The sequence below is a fragment of the Thalassolituus sp. genome, from assembly GCF_034111725.1.
Lineage (GTDB): Bacteria > Pseudomonadota > Gammaproteobacteria > Pseudomonadales > Oceanobacteraceae > Thalassolituus.
Genome location: NZ_JAWUWR010000074.1, coordinates 1 through 16796 on the forward strand (window position 1 = coordinate 1; position 16796 = coordinate 16796).

Consider the following 16796-nt stretch of genomic DNA (forward strand, 5'->3'; position numbering starts at 1 on the left):
GGCTTTCATCTGCGAGTGCATTCTACCGCACTTTTAATCTACCTTGCAAGCTTTTTATTTTAAAATTTCGTTTAAAATCAAAGGCTTACAAGACTTTAGACATCTACCCGAAGGCGTCACTCTCTCAAAACAGGCTGCGAATCTTACGCTAATTTTGACTTTCGTCAACACCTTTCTTGAGAAACTTTCCGAAGACTTGAAAACCAAAAGAAATCACTAAGCCTTTGAAAAATAAGGAGTTTTCGCTCCAACTTAAGCGCCGTAGCGATCAAGAGGTGCGCATTATAGAGACCTCAGTTCTGCCGTCAACAAGTTTGTGAAAGTTTTTTTCAAAGGCTGCTGCAAAGTGCGTATACTTGCCACTCTTATATAGAAAGCACCGTTAGCTCCCTACTGAGCTAACGTTTAGTTCCAGTATTGCTATAGAGGTTCCCATGTCGGAGAAGGCTGTTGTCATTTATTCAGGTGGCATGGATTCGTTCACCATTCTTAATAAAGCCAAGCAAGAAGGTTATGAGCTGTATGCCCTCACCTTCGATTATGGTCAGAAGCATAAGAAAGAGATTCAGTACGCTATCTCTGTATGCCAAGAACTCGAAGTACCACACCGCATCATCGATATCACCGCGATCAATCAGCTGCTACAGAGTTCGTCGTTAACCTCAGACATTGAGATTCCAGAGGGACACTACGAAGCCGCCAATATGAAATCTACGGTGGTTCCAAACCGCAATATGATTTTGCTATCCCTCGCGATTGGCTACGCGGTTGATATAGGTGCATCGAAAGTATTCTATGGTGCCCATTCTGGCGACCATGCTATCTATCCTGATTGCCGCCCCGATTTTGTTCACGCGATGAATCGCGTCGCTAAACTCGCGAACTATGATCCGGTTGACATTGTTACTCCTTACTTAAATGGTGATAAGACCGAGATTCTAAAAGATGGCTTAGCCATGAGTCTGGATTACGGTAAAACCTGGACTTGTTACAACGGTCGCGAAAAGGCCTGTGGCAAGTGTGGTTCATGTGTCGAGCGCTTAGAAGCCTTTACTCTGAATAATGCGACAGACCCTCTACCCTACGAGTCGATGTAAATGGCGACGAATTTCTATCGAGTTAAAGAAGCTTTTTACACCCTTCAAGGGGAAGGAGCCCAAGCCGGTCGTGCGGCTGTATTCTGTCGTTTTAGTAAGTGTAATCTTTGGAACGGTCGAGAAGAGTCACGCGCCGCAGCCGTTTGCCAATTCTGCGATACCGACTTTATTGGCACCGATGGCAATAACGGCGGCGAGTACAGCAAGCAAGCATTGGTCGAACTCGTTGCAAATTTATGGCCTGGTAAAACCAAGGGAGCCAATATTCAGGGAAAACCCTACGTTGTCTGCACCGGTGGCGAACCTCTATTACAATTAGACGCTGCTTTGATTAACGCTTTCCATGACGCAGGCTTCGAGGTGGCGGTAGAAACTAACGGAACACTTCCACTCCCTCAAGGTATCGACTGGGTATGCCTGAGCCCCAAAGCCGATGCTGAGCTAGCGTTTATTCGCTGCGACGAACTCAAATTGGTTTACCCACAACTATTGGCGATGCCTGAACGCTTTGAGCATATAGAAGCCGATCACTATTACTTACAGCCAATGGCTGATTATCAGCCTGTGGTATTGGCCAGCGATAAACTCGAAGGGGCTAAAGAGGGGCTATCTGGAAGCAATACGCAAAAAGCTTTGAACTATTGCCTTAAACATCCGAAGTGGAAGTTAAGTTTACAGACGCACAAAATGATTGGTATCGAGTAGCAACTCGATACCGTTTTAGAAAATAAAAACAACCTTGTGTTTGAGCTCACCATTTTCATAGCGCTTATGAACATCAATAACATCAGCTGCGGGTAGCGCTTCAACAACAGGTGGGACCACGTTACCGCCATCAATAGCACCAGCTAACCACGTTAAAAACTCACCGTGCACTCGCCGACCATTACCCGTCAGTAGAGGCAACAACATAAATACAGCATGAATGGTTAAAGCTTTGGCATGCGCTTGAGCTAAATCATAGGTATTACGTGCATTAATGGTTGCGACTTGAGCACTAGATCCCGCAGCCACCAATGCGGCTTGGAAACTTTCACCCCCATGGGTATCTAGGACCTTATTGAAACTACCTTGTACACTTACCACATCCGCGTGACGAATGCCTTTCGCACCGAATGCCGCTATAAACTCAATCCCTGCAGTGGAACCCGCGGTTGCTGTCACATTAGCGCCTTTTAACTTTGCTAATTGCACTGCCATCTGACCAACTCCACCACTCCCTCCCATAATAAGAAGATCATCGCCAGCAGTGACATTTAAACGCTCTAGCGCATCAAAGGCAGTAATACTCACTAAAGGAAGTGCTGCAGCTTGCCCTGGAGTAATCGACTCGGGCTTATAAGCAAGCAATGCAGCATCTGCACACAAGTAGCGACACAAGGTACCGCTACTGCCTTTCACTCCACCAGCGCAACCATAAACCAAGTCACCCACGACAAATTGACTGACGCCTTCACCTACTTCTACGACTTCACCGCATACATCGCATCCAGGCACATTATTATCGGCTGCTATTGGCGCTAAACCTGCTCTAATTTTGGTGTCAATAGGATTAAAACCAGAAGCCATCACACGCAACAAGACTTGCCCCGGCAACACCTCAGGCATAGCGATATCTACTACCTGCAAGACATCCGGGTTACCTGTGGTTTCGAACTGCCATGCTGAATTTTTCAATATCATGACTCTGATGTCTCCATTAGCCCCTGAATAATATCCGCCAATAACGGATCATCACTACGGCTACTATGGCAAGTTGCATATACAACGCGGTTAAGCTCTGGTGCTCCAGCGATCACATGCAATTCACCCGACTCTACATACTGCGCAATCATAGGCTCGGGCAAATAAGCACTACCGCCATGGGATAGAATCGCATCCATCGCAATCCTGCCGGTATTGGTTTTTAAGCCAGGCGACACCATGCCTTTGAATTCTTGCGCGTGCTGAATCTGAAAAGATGTCCCCCAGTCGACCAATACGTAACCTAGCTCGGTAGCCTCTTGCCAATTTTTACATGGCTGCGAGGCGACCAAAGCCAAAGGAACGGTCATCACCTCCTGACTGTGCAGCTCATCGACCTTTGGCGCATCGAAAACAAAAGCCAGATCTAACGTCCGTTCGATAATTTGTCGTACTAAAGTGCTACTACTATGTGCCATGGCATTCACCGCAATACCGGGTCGACTTAGCAGCATGGGTAAGCGTTGTTGCAAAACAGCATCCCAGAGATTTGGGGTCGCTCCGAGCGAAAACTGATAGTTACTGCCATTCGCAATCGCTACCTCCTGCCGGATACGTTGCTCCAGCAACACGCTGCTTTCAGCTAATGGCATCAGCTTTTCGCCGGCACTGGTCAATTGGATATTATTGCGCTGACGCGAAAATAACTCTACGCCAAGCAAGCCTTCCAATTGACGAATACGGAAGCTAACTGCGGATTGTGTAAGGTATAGATTCTCTGCCGCACGACCAAAATGTCGAGTGCGAGAAACTTCCATAAATGTTTTTAGTAATTCTGTGTCCATATCAACCAAAAAACTTTAATGTAACGATAAGTTTTTTTTGTTTTACCACGGAATCATGGCTGACCATACTCCGCTGCAAATACCCTTTGAAGCCTCTCAAAGACCCCTCGGGATAGTAGGTGCATAATGAGTAATATCCAAGTGAAGAGTTTTGAAAGCCCCAAGAAGTTCTTTGATGACTTGAACTTCCCTCGTGGATTCCAGCGTGCCGGTGACTTCACCCGCAACCAAGCGCAAATTTTAGAATCCATGGGTGTAGCATTGAAAGCACTGCATGAAGGTACACGTGAGCCTGTTACTGATGAAGAAGAGCGTTTCGTCAGTATGTGCAAACAAGAAATCGAGCCGCAAAGCGAAGTAGAACGTACTTGGAGTACTTATATGAAAGCATTGGCACGTAAACAGATTTACTTTACAGCCTCGTCTGCTGCGGTTTCAGATACCGGATCAGACTCTATCGATACCGATGATTAAACCCATCATCGGATACATCGAAACCATTCAACTCCCCCTCTTTGGCATCGAGTGTGATGCCAAAGTAGACACCGGTGCCTGCACCAGCAGCCTTCATGCTGAGCAAATAGAGCCATTTACCCGTGATGGCGAACGCTGGGTACGTTTTCACGTACTGTTCCACAAGGCGGCGGCTCATCTAGATCAAATTTGCGAAGCTAAAGTCATCGATCGTCGTGTTATCGCCAGTTCGAATGGCGATCGCAGTCATCGTTATATTGTAAAAACAGAACTTATTGCTAAAGATCAACGCTGGGATATCGAACTCAGCCTTAGTCATCGCGGCAGTATGAAATATCCTATGTTGATTGGGAGAAAGGCGTTAGCTGGCCGCTTTCTGGTCGATGTTGAGGCCGAATCTTAATGAAAATCGCAATTCTCTCCCGTGGTGCAAACCTTTACTCAACTCGTCGTTTAGTTGAAGCAGCTGAGGCCCGAGGGCATGAAGTACAGGTACTCGATACGCTGCACTGCTATATGAATATCAACAGTCTTGATTCGAGCATTCACTACAAAGGTGAAGAGCTAGATGACTTTGACGCCGTCATTCCACGTATTGGTGCGTCTATTACGTTTTACGGTACCGCTGTGTTACGCCAGTTCGAGATGATGGGAGTTTACCCATTGAACGAATCCGTCGCGATCAGTCGTTCACGAGATAAACTCCGCTCGATGCAACTTATGGCTCGTAAAGGTATTGGCCTTCCGATTACTGGTTTTGCCCATAGCCCAGATGACATTCCCGATTTAATTAAGATGGTTGGCGGCGCGCCCCTGGTTATCAAGTTACTTGAGGGCACCCAAGGCATTGGCGTGGTATTGGCGGAAACCCGTAAGGCAGCAGAAAGTGTTATCGAAGCTTTTATGGGTTTAAAAGCCAACATTATGGTGCAGGAATACATCAAAGAAGCTGGCGGTGCAGACATTCGTTGTTTCGTTGTCGGTGATCGAGTAGTAGCCGCCATGAAGCGCCAAGCCGCAGAAGGTGAATTCCGTTCTAACTTACATCGTGGCGGATCCGCTTCTATCGTGCGTATTACTCCAGAAGAACGAGCAACAGCGGTTCGTGCTGCCCGCACCATGGGCCTCAATGTTGCCGGTGTTGATATTTTGCGTTCGAATCACGGCCCGGTGGTGATGGAGGTTAATTCATCACCAGGTATCGAAGGCATCGAAACATCAACAGGGATTGATGTCGCGAGCAAAATCATTATCTTTATTGAGAAGAACGCACGCGTCAACAACACTCGCACCCGCGGAAAAGGCTGAGTTTTTATCTTTTAACGACGAAAAACCGGTGTTTTAGCACTGGTTTTCGTAGATCGTTTACAAAATACACACCCTTTCGTATTATGCTCCCCCTTCCGGGCAGCAAAGGCTGCCCTTTTGCGTTTTGAGGACATCGCCAATATGCAAGCCATCATGAATACCTACGGTCGTCTGTCCGTAACTTTTACTTCTGGCCAAGGAAGCTGGCTTACGGACACTGATGGCCGCCGATATCTCGACGCTCTGAGCGGTATTGCTGTGTGCGGCTTAGGCCATGCACACCCAGCCGTTACGCGTGCTATTCAAGAACAAGCCGAAACACTCATCCATACATCCAATCTTTACGGTGTTGGTCGTCAACAAGAATTGGCAGAAGCACTCGTAAGCGTATCGGGTATGGATAATGTTTTCTTTTCTAATTCTGGTGCTGAAGCAAATGAAGCAGCGATTAAAATCGCACGCAAGTTTGGCCATCAGAAAGGCATACATGAGCCTATTATTATTGTAATGACTAAGGCATTCCATGGCCGTACCATCGCGACGTTAACGGCAACCGGTAATGCCAAAGCCCAAGAAGGTTTCGGTCCATTACTAGGTGGTTTCATTCGGGTGCCATTTACTGATCTGAATACGCTAACGGCTGTGGTGAAATCGAACCCAAATGTGGTTGCTGTTATGTTAGAACCCGTTCAAGGCGAAGGTGGTTTGGCTACCGCTAGCAATGAGTACCTGCAAGGCGTGCGCACCCTGTGCGACAACAATGATTTGTTAATGCTGGTTGATGAGATCCAAACCGGTAATGGCCGTACAGGTACTTATTTCTGTTACCAACAGTGCGGTTTTATGCCGGATGTCGTTACCACCGCTAAAGGTTTAGGCAATGGCGTACCTATCGGTGCCTGTTTAGCTCGTGGTCGTGCCGCTGAAATATTACAGCCGGGTAATCATGGTTCAACCTATGGTGGTAACCCACTAGCTTGTGCCGCAGGCGTAGCTGTAGTAAATACGATCGTAAATGAGAATTTGACCGATAATGCCGCAAAAATGGGGCAGTATTTACGCGATCAATTCACGGCGCGTTTAGCCGGTAAAGAACAATTGGTATCCATTAGAGGACGCGGCTTAATGGTCGGTTTGGTGATCAATCAAGATTGCCCCCAACTGATGGCAGCAGCATTGGATAAAGGCTTATTGCTGAACGTGACAGCCGGCAATGTGGTGCGGTTGTTGCCGCCACTTAATCTTACGCAAACTGATGCAGATCAGATCGTTGAGATCGTGAGCCAGCTAATCGAAGCGCTTAACTAAGCGCAAAGATAAGGAACGGATGTGAGACATTTTTTAACGTTGATGGATCTTTCCTCAGATGAACTCAATTGGGTCATCGAGCGAGCGATAGAGCTAAAAGCGATGCAACACAAAGGCGTCATTTACGAGCCATTGAAAAATCGCGTACTAGGGATGATCTTTGAAAAGTCTTCGACTCGCACACGCGTATCGTTTGAAACTGGCATGATCCAATTGGGTGGCGGCGCTATCTTTTTATCGCCACGAGATACCCAACTAGGTCGCGGTGAACCGATCGAAGACAGTGCTCGCGTGCTATCGCGAATGGTCGACGTCGTTATGATCCGAACTTTCGATCATGAAGATATTGAATGTTTCGCCGCAAACTCCCGCGTACCGGTAATTAATGCGCTTACTGACGATTATCATCCCTGTCAGTTGCTGGCTGATATTCAAACCTTCGTCGAGCATCGTGGTTCTATTAAAGGCAAAACCGTTGCATGGATCGGCGATGGCAATAACATGTGCCAGTCGTATATCAATGCAGCACAACAATTTGACTTCAAATTGCGTATTGCTACGCCGGAAGGTTTTGAACCGAGAGCAGATATCGTTGCTGAAGCTCAAGATCGAGTATTGTTATTTACTGATCCAAAAGAAGCTGTCAGAGGGGCTCACCTTGTTGCTACCGATGTATGGGCTTCAATGGGTCAAGAAGATGAACAGCAGCAACGTAAAGCCAAGTTCCGTAACTATCAGGTTTCGCGTGAGTTATTGGATCTGGCCGCCAGTGATGTGTTGTTTATGCATTGCTTACCAGCACACCGTGGTGAAGAAGTCAGCCTAGACCTCCTTGATGACCCACGTGCGGTTGTCTGGGACGAAGCTGAGAACCGCTTACACGCGCAAAAGGCGTTGCTTGAATTCCTACTTTGCCAAGAAGATTAAATCGAAACAAATCAGCTCGTAATCTGAAGAGTTGAGCCGCTTTCAAGCTCAACTCGGTTTCGACCCGCTCGTTTAGCTTTATACAATAAACGATCTGCTCGATTGAGCAGCTCGTCCCCTTCTTCACCATTGTGATATTGAGCAACACCGATTGAAACCGTCAACGTGAGCTCAGCTTCCGATAGCTTGCTCGACTCTATCGATATCCTAATCCGCTCTAACACACTGCTTGCGGCCTCTAACGACAACCCACTCAGTAACAGCACAAATTCTTCGCCACCATAACGTGCTGCTAAATCGACTTCCCGAATTGATACCCGCAATAGATGCGACAACTCAGCCAACACTTGATCACCGATGCGGTGACCATGGTCATCGTTGACCGTTTTGAAATTGTCGATATCCACGAAGGCCAGTACAAAAGGCAGACTTTCACGATTTGATAATGCGCGCTGCTTCTCTAACGTACGCAGTAAATAACGACGATTATTAAGGCCGGTAAGCTCATCCGTTACGGCAAGTTCTTCAATGCGGGCCAATGCTCGACGCAATTCTTGATTTTTCTCACGATAGGCACGGCGCAATACTGTGAATTCACGTCCAGTGAGGGCGTAAACAAAGATGCTGGTCAGAAATGCAATACCGGTAAGTGCTTCTAGCTCCGGCATTAAAGTACCGCTGCGCGTGTAATTAATGCCGAATACAACCAAGGTGTAGCAGGCAACGGTATATAGCGAGACACCAATGAACTCGCGCCAGCTTAGGCGAAATACACCAAACGCTAAAACATTCAAAAAGCCGAGCATAATAATAGAGCGCAGTGCTGGAGCGGCGAACATCATCATAGATACAAGCGTGATAATCCAAAGCATCATAGGCAAAGTTAGGCTAGGATCTTTGAAGCGCTTACTAACACCAGACCAAACAAGAGACACAAGAAAGATCTGTCCAAACCAAAAGACAGAGAAAAGAACTAAAACGCTGTTTAGTTCCTCAATTTCATATTCAATTTTATACCCAGTGATATACACCAAGGTAAACAAGAGCATACCTGCAATCGCCAAACCATGGCGACGTAAGATGTCCCTCTGCAGCTGTCCCATACAGGCTTCCTATGCGCCGGAGAGGCCAAAGACTAGCAGTCTTCAACACTCCTCGGCTATGTCAAATTACGTAATACCAACAAACGAACACGAATTTAAGAACTCATTTTTATAACTAACATCTATATCATAGACAAAAGCTTATTCGACCTTGCAAACTCGCTTCACTGCATGCTGCCATCCCTGATATAAACGCTCGCGCGTCGTTAAATCCAGCTCCGGTATAAATGCACGTTCGTGAACCCAAAGTCGTGACACATCATCGAGGGTATTAAATACACCAGTTTGCAAACCTGCTAAAAAAGCAGCGCCAAGCGCAGTGGTTTCAGTCACCTTTGGGCGAGTAATCGGCACACCGGAAATATCGGCCAAACATTGCACTAACCAATCATTAACAACCATACCACCATCGACACGCAGCTCCGCAGGACGAACACCATCACCCGCCATAGCGTCTAATAAATCGCGAGTTTGGTAACACACCGCTTGTAGTCCCGCCGTTACAATTTCTTTAATACCTGTATCTCGACTCAACCCTAATATGGCGCCACGCGCATCTGGGTCCCAGTAAGGTGCACCTAATCCTGCAAACGCTGGCACCATATACACTGAATTATCGTATCCCGTCTCTTCGGCCAGCGATTGCGACTCCTGAGCGTTGCTAATCAACTGCAACCCATCTCGAATCCACTGGATAGTAGCACCGGCCATAAAGATGGACCCTTCCAGCGCATAGGTCACCTGACCATTGAGACGGTAAGCAACCGTTGTTAGTAGTCTATGTTCCGATGTTAACGCCTGCTTGCCTGTGTTCAAGATCACAAAACACCCCGTGCCATATGTGCTCTTCGCCATACCCGCGTTGAAGCAAGCCTGACCAATCAGCGCCGCTTGCTGATCCCCAGCGATGCCTGCGATCGCAATTTCGCCATCAAACCAATGCGCAGCGCTGTGGCCAAAATCCGCGGCACTATCCTTTACTTCTGGCATCATTTGACGAGGTACACGAAATAAAGCCAATAATTCCTCATCCCACTGCTGAGTATGAATATTGAACAACAGCGTGCGAGAAGCATTGGTTGCATCCGTTGCATGCACGGTGCCATCGGTTAGGCGCCACAATAAATAGCTATCCACCGTACCAAAAAGTAAGTCTCCGGCTTCAGCTCGAGCACGAGCGCCGTCAATATTATCCAAAATCCAAGCAATTTTGGTTGCGGAAAAATAAGGATCTGGAAGCAACCCAGTGCGCTCGCGCAACATATTGGTATGCTGCTGCAAAGGTAAACACTCTTCAGCCGTGCGGCGATCCTGCCAAACAATCGCTCGATAAACGGGTTCTCCCGTATGGCGATCCCAAACTAACGTCGTTTCGCGCTGATTAGTAATACCAATCGCGGTTATGTCAGCGGTCTGAATACCCGCCCTCGCGATCGCCTCTCGAGCGCTATCTATAGTGGAATTCCAAATATCCTGCGGCTCATGCTCTACCCAGCCAGAATGAGGGAAATGCTGGGGAAATTCATGCTGCCCCGTCGCGACGATCTCACCTTGATGAGAAAACACGATGGCTCGACTACTTGTCGTACCTTGATCAAGACTCAGCAAATAGCCTGACATGCAGCGCTCCTAGCAATATTTTTATTTTGAATCATAAATATATCCAAATGGGTCAAAAAATGCGGCATTTCGACACCCATTGGCTATAGTTTCAGACATTATGAATAATCGTGGTACAAGTTAATGCGTAACAATCAGCCAGTAAACAACAACGAGGTATCTCTTAAGGACAATGCTCCGTTAGTTTCGTCCACTAATTTAAAAGGGGTTATCACTCACTGTAACGCTGCCTTCGTAAATATTAGTGGGTTCTCCCGTAATGAGCTCATGGGAGCACCGCATAATCTGGTACGACATCCCGATATGCCCGAAGTCGCGTTCTCGTCCATGTGGCAAACATTGAAATCCGGCCAACATTGGTTGGGCATGGTTAAAAACCGCACAAAAGATGGCGGATTTTATTGGGTCGATGCGTACGTCACTCCACTCCAAGACAACAAAGAAGTCGTTGGCTATGAGTCCGTTCGAGTAAAACCATCGAGAGAACAAATCGTCCGCGCAGAAGAAGCATATAAACACCTGCGTCAAAAACAATCACCATTTCCAATCGCTCACCGCTGGCGCGCAATGATTCCGCAACTCGCGATTTGGAGCACACTGATCGTCGCAACAGCAGCATTTAAAGCCGATTGGTTTATTACCTTAGCAGCTTTAATCGCTGCATTTGCCAGTATTTTGATGCAACGCCAAAGTGAACGAAAACTTCGCATTAGTGGCACTAAAGTTATAGATGACGAATTAATGGCGTGGATTTACACAGGTCATTTCGGCAGCCGAGGAGCCATAGAGTTTGCACTATATGCTCATCGCCGACGCCTACAAACTGTGTTAGTGCGTATCGCCGATAATACAGATCATCTAAAAACAGCCACGCATACCACCCTCGAGTTATCCAGCACTACGCTAAAGCGGGTACAAGAGCAACGCAGTCATACACAAGCCGTTGGGAAAACCAGCCATCATATTCAAGCCATCGCTAAACGAATTTTAGATAACAGTACATCCTCTGCTGCGGCATCCACAAGCGCCAACTCGACAGCACAACAAGGACTGCAAGATATGAGTGTGATGGTCACTCAAACAGAATCACTGCAAGGTGAGTTACGTAGCACGGCAGACGCGGTTTCCCGCTTAACCGAAGAAGTACAAGCCGTTAATCGGTTTCTTCAAGCCATTAGTGACATCGCTGAACAAACCAACTTGCTAGCATTAAATGCCGCAATTGAAGCCGCTCGTGCCGGAGATCAAGGTCGAGGATTCGCCGTGGTTGCCGACGAAGTGCGCAATCTAGCGCGGCGTACACAAGAATCAGCTGCCGAAATTCAAACGATTGTGAATGGCTTAAATCAGCATAGTGAATTTGCTGTTGAAGCAATGAAACAAGGTGAAAAGTCTACCGAACACACTCTGCAATTAGCTCAAAAGATCACGGATGTATTCGCTAATATTCGCTCAGGACTCAATGATATCAAGCATATAACCGATACCAATCGCGACTCCGTTGATGAGCAAAGTAGCTCTGCAGAAAGCATTCATAACAACTTATCCCAACTGGAAGCGCTAGCGCAAGATGCTGAGTCGCTTGCAGGAGGGGTGAATAAAGAGTGTGACAATCTCGCTCTCCTTATGAACGATCAAAATCAAATTATTCATCGCTTCCAGCAAGGTATATGAAGGATTAACATAGGGAACTATATATTGGTTGAATTTAACTCAAGAAGTTTCTTATGCTCGATATCCGACATTTGCGTACCCTCGCTGCTTTACGAGACGGTGGCAGCCTAGTTGAAGCGGCGCGCCGCATGCATCTCACACAATCGGCGCTCTCTCATCAATTAAAAGATTTAGAAGAGCGCCTCAATAGCCCACTCTTTGAACGTAAAAGTAAACCTCTGCGTTTTACTCGGGCTGGCCTTGAGCTATTGCAGTTAGCCGATAAAGTTCTGCCACTCATGAGCCAAACTGAACGTAACCTTCAGAAGCTGGCCAGCGGCCACAGTGGGCGCTTACATATGGCCATTGAGTGTCACAGTTGCTTTGATTGGCTAATGCCAGCAATTAATCGCTTTCGAGATCACTGGCCAGAAGTCGAAATTGATTTCAGCACAAGCTTTCATTTTGAACCAATTCCAGCACTCATACGCGGCGATATTGATCTTGTCGTGACTTCTGATCCGGCCCCCCATGCTGATATTCACTACCAACCGCTATTTCGCTACCAATCAGTTTTGGCCCTTGCGAACCAACATCGTTTGATTGCAGAAGCGTTTGTGAAACCAGAAGATTTACGTGAAGAAACACTCATCCACTATCCTGTTGATCGCCGGCGCTTAGATATTTTTGAATATTTTTTAAGTCCATTAGGCATCGAGCCGCAATCGACTCGGCAAACAGAATTAACCCTAATGATGATTCAATTGGTAGCCAGTGGTCGCGGTGTCGCATGCTTGCCAAGCTGGGCATTGCAGCCTTATTTAGATAGCAAACTTGTGACTGCAAGGCCTTTAGGAGTCGATGGCGTCTGGCCGACGCTTTACGCTGCTGTGCGAAAAGATCAGCAAGATACCCACTACATGCGTGATTTTTTACAGCAAGCGTTAGATAGCTGTTTCAGTAATTTGCCTGGAATTTTACCCGTAGCCCTATAAATTTCAGACAAAAAAAAGGGCTCAAAACTTGAGCCCCAAAGTAAACGACTACGGAGTGTCGCTACATTCTCACCACGTCTCCAAAGGATACGTGTCGCTATATTGGCCTGATCTAACACGTTCGTCTGTTGCAAGTACGTAGCGTTATGTAACCACTTGTAAGTATAAAGTGTTAGATCTAATAATCACTCATACTGAGTACGCGGCCAAATCAAACTAAATTTCGCTCCCCCTAAACGCTCACTGCGACTCACCATAGCGCGCCCCCCATGCCAATAGACAATACGCCGCACGATCGACAAACCTAAACCGTAACCGCCAGACGCTCGAGTTCGGCTGTCGTCTAGCCGCGCAAATGCCGTAAAGACACGGTCCCAATCTTCCTCTGGAATACCTGGGCCGTCATCCTCAACATCCACGCGGCAAGTATCTCCACTAATGTTGCAGGTCACCTCGACACGCGTCGCAGCGTAACGCCCAGCATTACCCACCAAATTCTGAATCGCGCGATGGATATAACGCGACTCAACATCCGACTCCAGATTATTTTTAGGATCACCACCGTTGTAGCCGACGGTAACATGAGAAGGTGGTCGCGCCTCAGTAACCACTTGAATGGCCAACGCAGCAACGTTAGTGCGCTGGAAGTCGAGCAACGGGCCGCCCTCTTCTAAGCGCGCATAGGTTAAAATTTCGTCAATTAATTCATCCAACTCTTGAATATCCGAATCCATACCGCTGAGTTGTTTACTAACAAACGGATCGTCGGGAACCGAGTCTTCAATAATTTGCACACCAAAACGAATACGAGCCACAGGCGTGCGCAATTCATGCGATACCGCACGTACCATTTCTCGTTGAATGGAAATTAGGCGCTGTATGTGCTCTGCCATCTTGTTAAACGACTGACCTAGCCTACTTACCGGATCTTTACCGCTAATCGCCACGCGAGCGTTGAGGTGCCCCTGAGCAAGGCGCGTAGTTGCCTGCTCTAGCTTGCGCAAACGCATTTCAAAAGAATTCACGACCCAATAAACACCCAAACCAATCAGCAAAATACCAATGGACGCGATCACCACAATGGCTTGCCAAGAGTATGGATCAAAGGCATCAATAGGACCCAGCCGCAGCGCTTTGGCTTGGCCCGGTATTTTGGCTAAAGCTTCAGCACGATTGCCCTCGATTGATATCCGTACTAAGACATCGCCATATTGCATGCGCGCAAAATCAGCGTCGGACAAAAACAATTCATTAATGTCGATTGTCGACAACGGAAAGCCAAATAATGGCCGCATCTTCACTAAAAAGTCGTCAATGCTCTCACCACTGCGCTGCCAATCTTCCAAAATCAAATACGCTGTCGCCTGCGCTTGCACTTCGGTAACCGTATTCAGACTCACATCTAACCACTGATTTTCGGGCATCCGTCGTAATACATGCGCAGTTCGACCGTCGCTACTGGTGGTAATCAATACCTGATCGCGATCCAAGCGCGTGCGTTCGTATGAATCTTTCGGCCCCTGCTCGTCAGGAAGAATACGAATATCCGCGTCAAAGCGCGCAGATAGCTCCGCCAATGAATCAGGATCATTGTGCAATCGTTGAGCAAGAAGAACGAGACTGCCACTGACAATCTCTTCATTGAATTGTGCAGAACGCACAAAGTTAACCAGCTGAAGCGCTGCCATACATAATATGGCAACCATCAACAGGGCCCCTAACAGGCCCGCGTAAACCCGAATAAATATAGCCGCATCCCCCGGCGATCAGATTTCTTTGACGAACAAATATCCCTTACTACGTACCGTCTTGATACGCTTAGGATTCATGGGGTCGTCACCAACCTTAGGTCGAATGCGCGATACCCTAACGTCAATCGAACGATCCTGTCCGTCGTATTCAATACCGCGCAGCTGGTTGAAAATTTCTTCACGAGTGAGCACTTTACCGGCGCTACTACTTAACAACCAGAGCAAATCAAACTCAGCACTGGTCAGATCAATGCTTTGTCCTTCTAGCCAAGCTTCTCGCATCGCGCTATCGACTACCAAATTACCGAATGTGAGACGGTTTTCTGAGCCACTAACAGTCGCTTCTTCGTCTGGACCATCGGTTACTCGACGCAACAAAGCACGAATACGGGCCAGCAATACTCTTGGACGCACTGGCTTGGCAACATAATCATCCGCCCCCATCTCTAAGCCCAATACCTGATCTAGATCTTCAGTGCGGGCTGTCAACATTAAGATTGGCCCTTTGTAGTAAGGACGCACTATGCGGCAAACCGCCAGCCCATCTTCACCTGGCAACATCAAATCCAAAACCACAAGATCTGGCTGTTCCGTTTTAATACGCTCAATAGCGCGACTGCCGTCACCTTCTACCGACACTTTCAGCCCGTTGCTCTCTAAATAATCTTTAGTCAGCGCAGCTAGACGCTCATCGTCTTCGACAATAAGAATTCGCCAATTTTCTTCTGGGTTATGACCGCTTTCATGTTTTAACATGGACAAGTACCGTTCCTTTCTCTCTGCTACCCGTTAAAGGCACCTGTACTAACTTTAGACGTTGTTACGCAATGTTGCACAGTAACTTATGCATTGTTCCGGTTACCCGAGCAAATGTCTGTAAATTCTCGTAACTCACTGGCCATCACGTCTGTGGAAAAGCATCCCGAAGGTGTCCACCACCTACACACAAGTTATCCACACCTGACAATGTAATAACCCCAACATCTTGGGGTTGAATTCCCCTAGTCACCGCATTATCTTGTGGGTCAGTAAAAAATCCACCGTTAAGTCAGATACTTAGAACGTCTCCTAACCGATGTTGACTGCAAGCGTCAAGCATTATTAGTAAAGACGCAGACATCAGGGATAGATGGAGTAGCTTCCCCTTGAATACAGGCACACAAAACATGAACAGCGCGCTAAACGTCAGCAAACGCGACGGTCGAAAAGAAACCTTGGATCTCGATAAGATTCACAAAGTTGTCACTTGGGCTGCAGAAGGCCTCGACCGTGTGTCCGTATCAGAAGTTGAATTGAAGGCACATCTTCAGTTTTTCGATGGCATTCAGACAGGTGAGATTCACGAAACTCTGATCAAAGCCGCCGCGGATCTTATTTCCGAAGAAGCACCAGATTATCAATATCTGGCAGCACGCTTGAATATCTTTCACTTACGCAAGAAGGCGTACGGTCAGTTTGAGCCGCCGGCTTTGCTTGACCACGTAACGCGTATGGTTGAGGACGAACGTTACGATCGTCACCTACTCGAGGACTATACCGCCGAAGAATTTGCAGCGATGGATGCATTTATTGATCACAGTCGTGACATGAATTTCAGCTACGCCGCCGTAAAGCAACTTGAAGGCAAATATTTAGTACAAAACCGTGTGACGGGAAAAGTTTACGAAAGTGCACAATTTTTGTATGTGTTGATTGCTGCTTGTTTGTTCTCGTCGTACGACAAAGAACGTCGTTTGGATTACATCAAACGCTTCTACGACGCAACCTCATTATTTAAAATCTCATTGCCAACCCCCATCATGGCCGGTGTGCGTACCCCGACTCGTCAGTTCAGTTCATGCGTGTTGATCGAGGCGGGCGATAGCTTAGACTCAATCAACGCTACTGCAGCAGCGATTGTGAAATACGTATCGCAGCGCGCTGGCATCGGCATCAACGGTGGTCGTATTCGCGCATTGGGTAGCCCTATTCGTGGCGGTGAAGCTTTCCACACGGGCTGTATTCCATTTTACAAGCACTTCCAAACAGCTGT

16 protein-coding genes are annotated in these 16796 nt (G+C 47.3%); 10 read left to right on the forward strand and 6 right to left on the reverse strand.

The window, feature by feature from the left end; genetic code table 11:
• The first annotated feature begins 434 nt into the window (after positions 1–434).
• Together queC and queE are read left to right on the forward strand one after the other, a co-directional pair.
• The gene (queC, locus tag UXZ23_RS12570) at positions 435–1097 is read left to right on the forward strand and encodes a 7-cyano-7-deazaguanine synthase QueC (protein WP_320820909.1); all 663 of its coding nucleotides are present in this window, start codon (positions 435–437) and stop codon (positions 1095–1097) included.
• Positions 1098–1802 (forward strand): 7-carboxy-7-deazaguanine synthase, encoded by a 705-nt coding sequence (gene queE, locus UXZ23_RS12575; protein WP_320820910.1) that lies wholly within the window; start codon positions 1098–1100, stop codon positions 1800–1802.
• Between the two features lie 15 nt (positions 1803–1817).
• On the opposite strand, the gene UXZ23_RS12580 is transcribed toward queE, so the two are convergent.
• Together UXZ23_RS12580 and UXZ23_RS12585 are read right to left on the reverse strand one after the other, a co-directional pair.
• Positions 1818–2780, reverse strand: a complete 963-nt coding sequence (locus tag UXZ23_RS12580; RefSeq protein WP_320820911.1) for an alcohol dehydrogenase catalytic domain-containing protein — start codon at positions 2778–2780, stop codon at positions 1818–1820.
• Positions 2777–3625, reverse strand: a complete 849-nt coding sequence (locus UXZ23_RS12585; RefSeq protein WP_320820912.1) for a LysR family transcriptional regulator — start codon at positions 3623–3625, stop codon at positions 2777–2779. Before UXZ23_RS12585 ends, UXZ23_RS12580 begins: the two co-directional genes overlap by 4 nt.
• 126 nt (positions 3626–3751) lie before the next feature.
• Between UXZ23_RS12585 and maoP the strand changes: the two genes are divergently transcribed.
• From maoP to argF, 5 genes are all read left to right on the forward strand, one after another.
• Positions 3752–4099: a DUF413 domain-containing protein gene (maoP, locus tag UXZ23_RS12590; RefSeq protein ID WP_015487577.1), complete on the forward strand. Its 348-nt coding sequence runs from the start codon at positions 3752–3754 to the stop codon at positions 4097–4099.
• The gene (locus UXZ23_RS12595; RefSeq protein ID WP_225667421.1) at positions 4092–4502 is read left to right on the forward strand and encodes an ATP-dependent zinc protease; all 411 of its coding nucleotides are present in this window, start codon (positions 4092–4094) and stop codon (positions 4500–4502) included. The genes maoP and UXZ23_RS12595 overlap by 8 nt, the downstream gene beginning before the upstream one ends.
• Entirely contained in the window at positions 4502–5407 is a 906-nt protein-coding gene (rimK, locus tag UXZ23_RS12600) for a 30S ribosomal protein S6--L-glutamate ligase (RefSeq protein ID WP_320820913.1), read from the forward strand. The genes UXZ23_RS12595 and rimK overlap by 1 nt, the downstream gene beginning before the upstream one ends.
• Before the next feature lie 141 nt (positions 5408–5548).
• Positions 5549–6715 carry an aspartate aminotransferase family protein gene (locus UXZ23_RS12605; RefSeq protein ID WP_320820914.1) on the forward strand — a complete coding sequence of 389 codons (1167 nt, stop codon included), beginning with the start codon at positions 5549–5551 and terminating at the stop codon, positions 6713–6715.
• A gap of 21 nt (positions 6716–6736) precedes the next feature.
• A complete protein-coding gene (gene argF, locus UXZ23_RS12610; protein WP_320820915.1) occupies positions 6737–7642 on the forward strand; it encodes an ornithine carbamoyltransferase in 906 nt (301 codons plus the stop codon).
• An 11-nt stretch (positions 7643–7653) separates the two neighbouring features.
• Here argF and UXZ23_RS12615 read toward each other — a convergent pair whose 3' ends face one another.
• Both UXZ23_RS12615 and glpK read right to left on the reverse strand, forming a co-directional pair.
• Positions 7654–8745 carry a GGDEF domain-containing protein gene (locus UXZ23_RS12615; RefSeq protein ID WP_320820916.1) on the reverse strand — a complete coding sequence of 364 codons (1092 nt, stop codon included), beginning with the start codon at positions 8743–8745 and terminating at the stop codon, positions 7654–7656.
• Between the two features lie 141 nt (positions 8746–8886).
• Positions 8887–10365 (reverse strand): glycerol kinase GlpK, encoded by a 1479-nt coding sequence (gene glpK, locus UXZ23_RS12620; protein WP_320820917.1) that lies wholly within the window; start codon positions 10363–10365, stop codon positions 8887–8889.
• A gap of 123 nt (positions 10366–10488) precedes the next feature.
• Here glpK and UXZ23_RS12625 point away from each other — a divergent pair, with 123 nt between their 5' ends.
• Positions 10489–12039, forward strand: coding sequence for a PAS domain-containing methyl-accepting chemotaxis protein (locus UXZ23_RS12625; protein ID WP_320820918.1), 1551 nt, complete (start codon positions 10489–10491; stop codon positions 12037–12039).
• Between the two features lie 53 nt (positions 12040–12092).
• A complete protein-coding gene (locus tag UXZ23_RS12630) occupies positions 12093–13013 on the forward strand; it encodes a LysR family transcriptional regulator (protein ID WP_320820919.1) in 921 nt (306 codons plus the stop codon).
• Positions 13014–13198: 185 nt separating this feature from the next.
• Here the strand turns inward: UXZ23_RS12630 and UXZ23_RS12635 are convergent, their stop codons facing one another.
• Together UXZ23_RS12635 and UXZ23_RS12640 are read right to left on the reverse strand one after the other, a co-directional pair.
• Positions 13199–14719 (reverse strand): ATP-binding protein, encoded by a 1521-nt coding sequence (locus UXZ23_RS12635; protein ID WP_320820920.1) that lies wholly within the window; start codon positions 14717–14719, stop codon positions 13199–13201.
• Between the two features lie 60 nt (positions 14720–14779).
• Positions 14780–15520, reverse strand: coding sequence for a response regulator (locus UXZ23_RS12640; protein ID WP_320820921.1), 741 nt, complete (start codon positions 15518–15520; stop codon positions 14780–14782).
• A 410-nt stretch (positions 15521–15930) separates the two neighbouring features.
• Here UXZ23_RS12640 and UXZ23_RS12645 point away from each other — a divergent pair.
• The coding region (locus UXZ23_RS12645) for a ribonucleotide reductase N-terminal alpha domain-containing protein (protein ID WP_320820922.1) at positions 15931–16796 on the forward strand (866 nt) is incomplete at its 3' end.

What these genes read in the sequence shown, in the direction of transcription:
- UXZ23_RS12635 (WP_320820920.1), bottom strand. Translation starts at nt 14,719, where the DNA reads ATGGTTGCCATATTATGTATGGCAGCGCTTCAGCTGGTTAACTTTGTG.
- maoP (WP_015487577.1), top strand. Translation starts at nt 3,752, where the DNA reads ATGAGTAATATCCAAGTGAAGAGTTTTGAAAGCCCCAAGAAGTTCTTT.
- UXZ23_RS12625 (WP_320820918.1), top strand. Translation starts at nt 10,489, where the DNA reads ATGCGTAACAATCAGCCAGTAAACAACAACGAGGTATCTCTTAAGGAC.
- UXZ23_RS12615 (WP_320820916.1), bottom strand. Translation starts at nt 8,745, where the DNA reads ATGGGACAGCTGCAGAGGGACATCTTACGTCGCCATGGTTTGGCGATT.
- queE (WP_320820910.1), top strand. Translation starts at nt 1,098, where the DNA reads ATGGCGACGAATTTCTATCGAGTTAAAGAAGCTTTTTACACCCTTCAA.
- UXZ23_RS12585 (WP_320820912.1), bottom strand. Translation starts at nt 3,625, where the DNA reads ATGGACACAGAATTACTAAAAACATTTATGGAAGTTTCTCGCACTCGA.
- UXZ23_RS12580 (WP_320820911.1), bottom strand. Translation starts at nt 2,780, where the DNA reads ATGATATTGAAAAATTCAGCATGGCAGTTCGAAACCACAGGTAACCCG.
- glpK (WP_320820917.1), bottom strand. Translation starts at nt 10,365, where the DNA reads ATGTCAGGCTATTTGCTGAGTCTTGATCAAGGTACGACAAGTAGTCGA.
- rimK (WP_320820913.1), top strand. Translation starts at nt 4,502, where the DNA reads ATGAAAATCGCAATTCTCTCCCGTGGTGCAAACCTTTACTCAACTCGT.
- UXZ23_RS12640 (WP_320820921.1), bottom strand. Translation starts at nt 15,520, where the DNA reads ATGTTAAAACATGAAAGCGGTCATAACCCAGAAGAAAATTGGCGAATT.
- UXZ23_RS12595 (WP_225667421.1), top strand. Translation starts at nt 4,092, where the DNA reads ATGATTAAACCCATCATCGGATACATCGAAACCATTCAACTCCCCCTC.
- queC (WP_320820909.1), top strand. Translation starts at nt 435, where the DNA reads ATGTCGGAGAAGGCTGTTGTCATTTATTCAGGTGGCATGGATTCGTTC.
- UXZ23_RS12630 (WP_320820919.1), top strand. Translation starts at nt 12,093, where the DNA reads ATGCTCGATATCCGACATTTGCGTACCCTCGCTGCTTTACGAGACGGT.
- UXZ23_RS12605 (WP_320820914.1), top strand. Translation starts at nt 5,549, where the DNA reads ATGCAAGCCATCATGAATACCTACGGTCGTCTGTCCGTAACTTTTACT.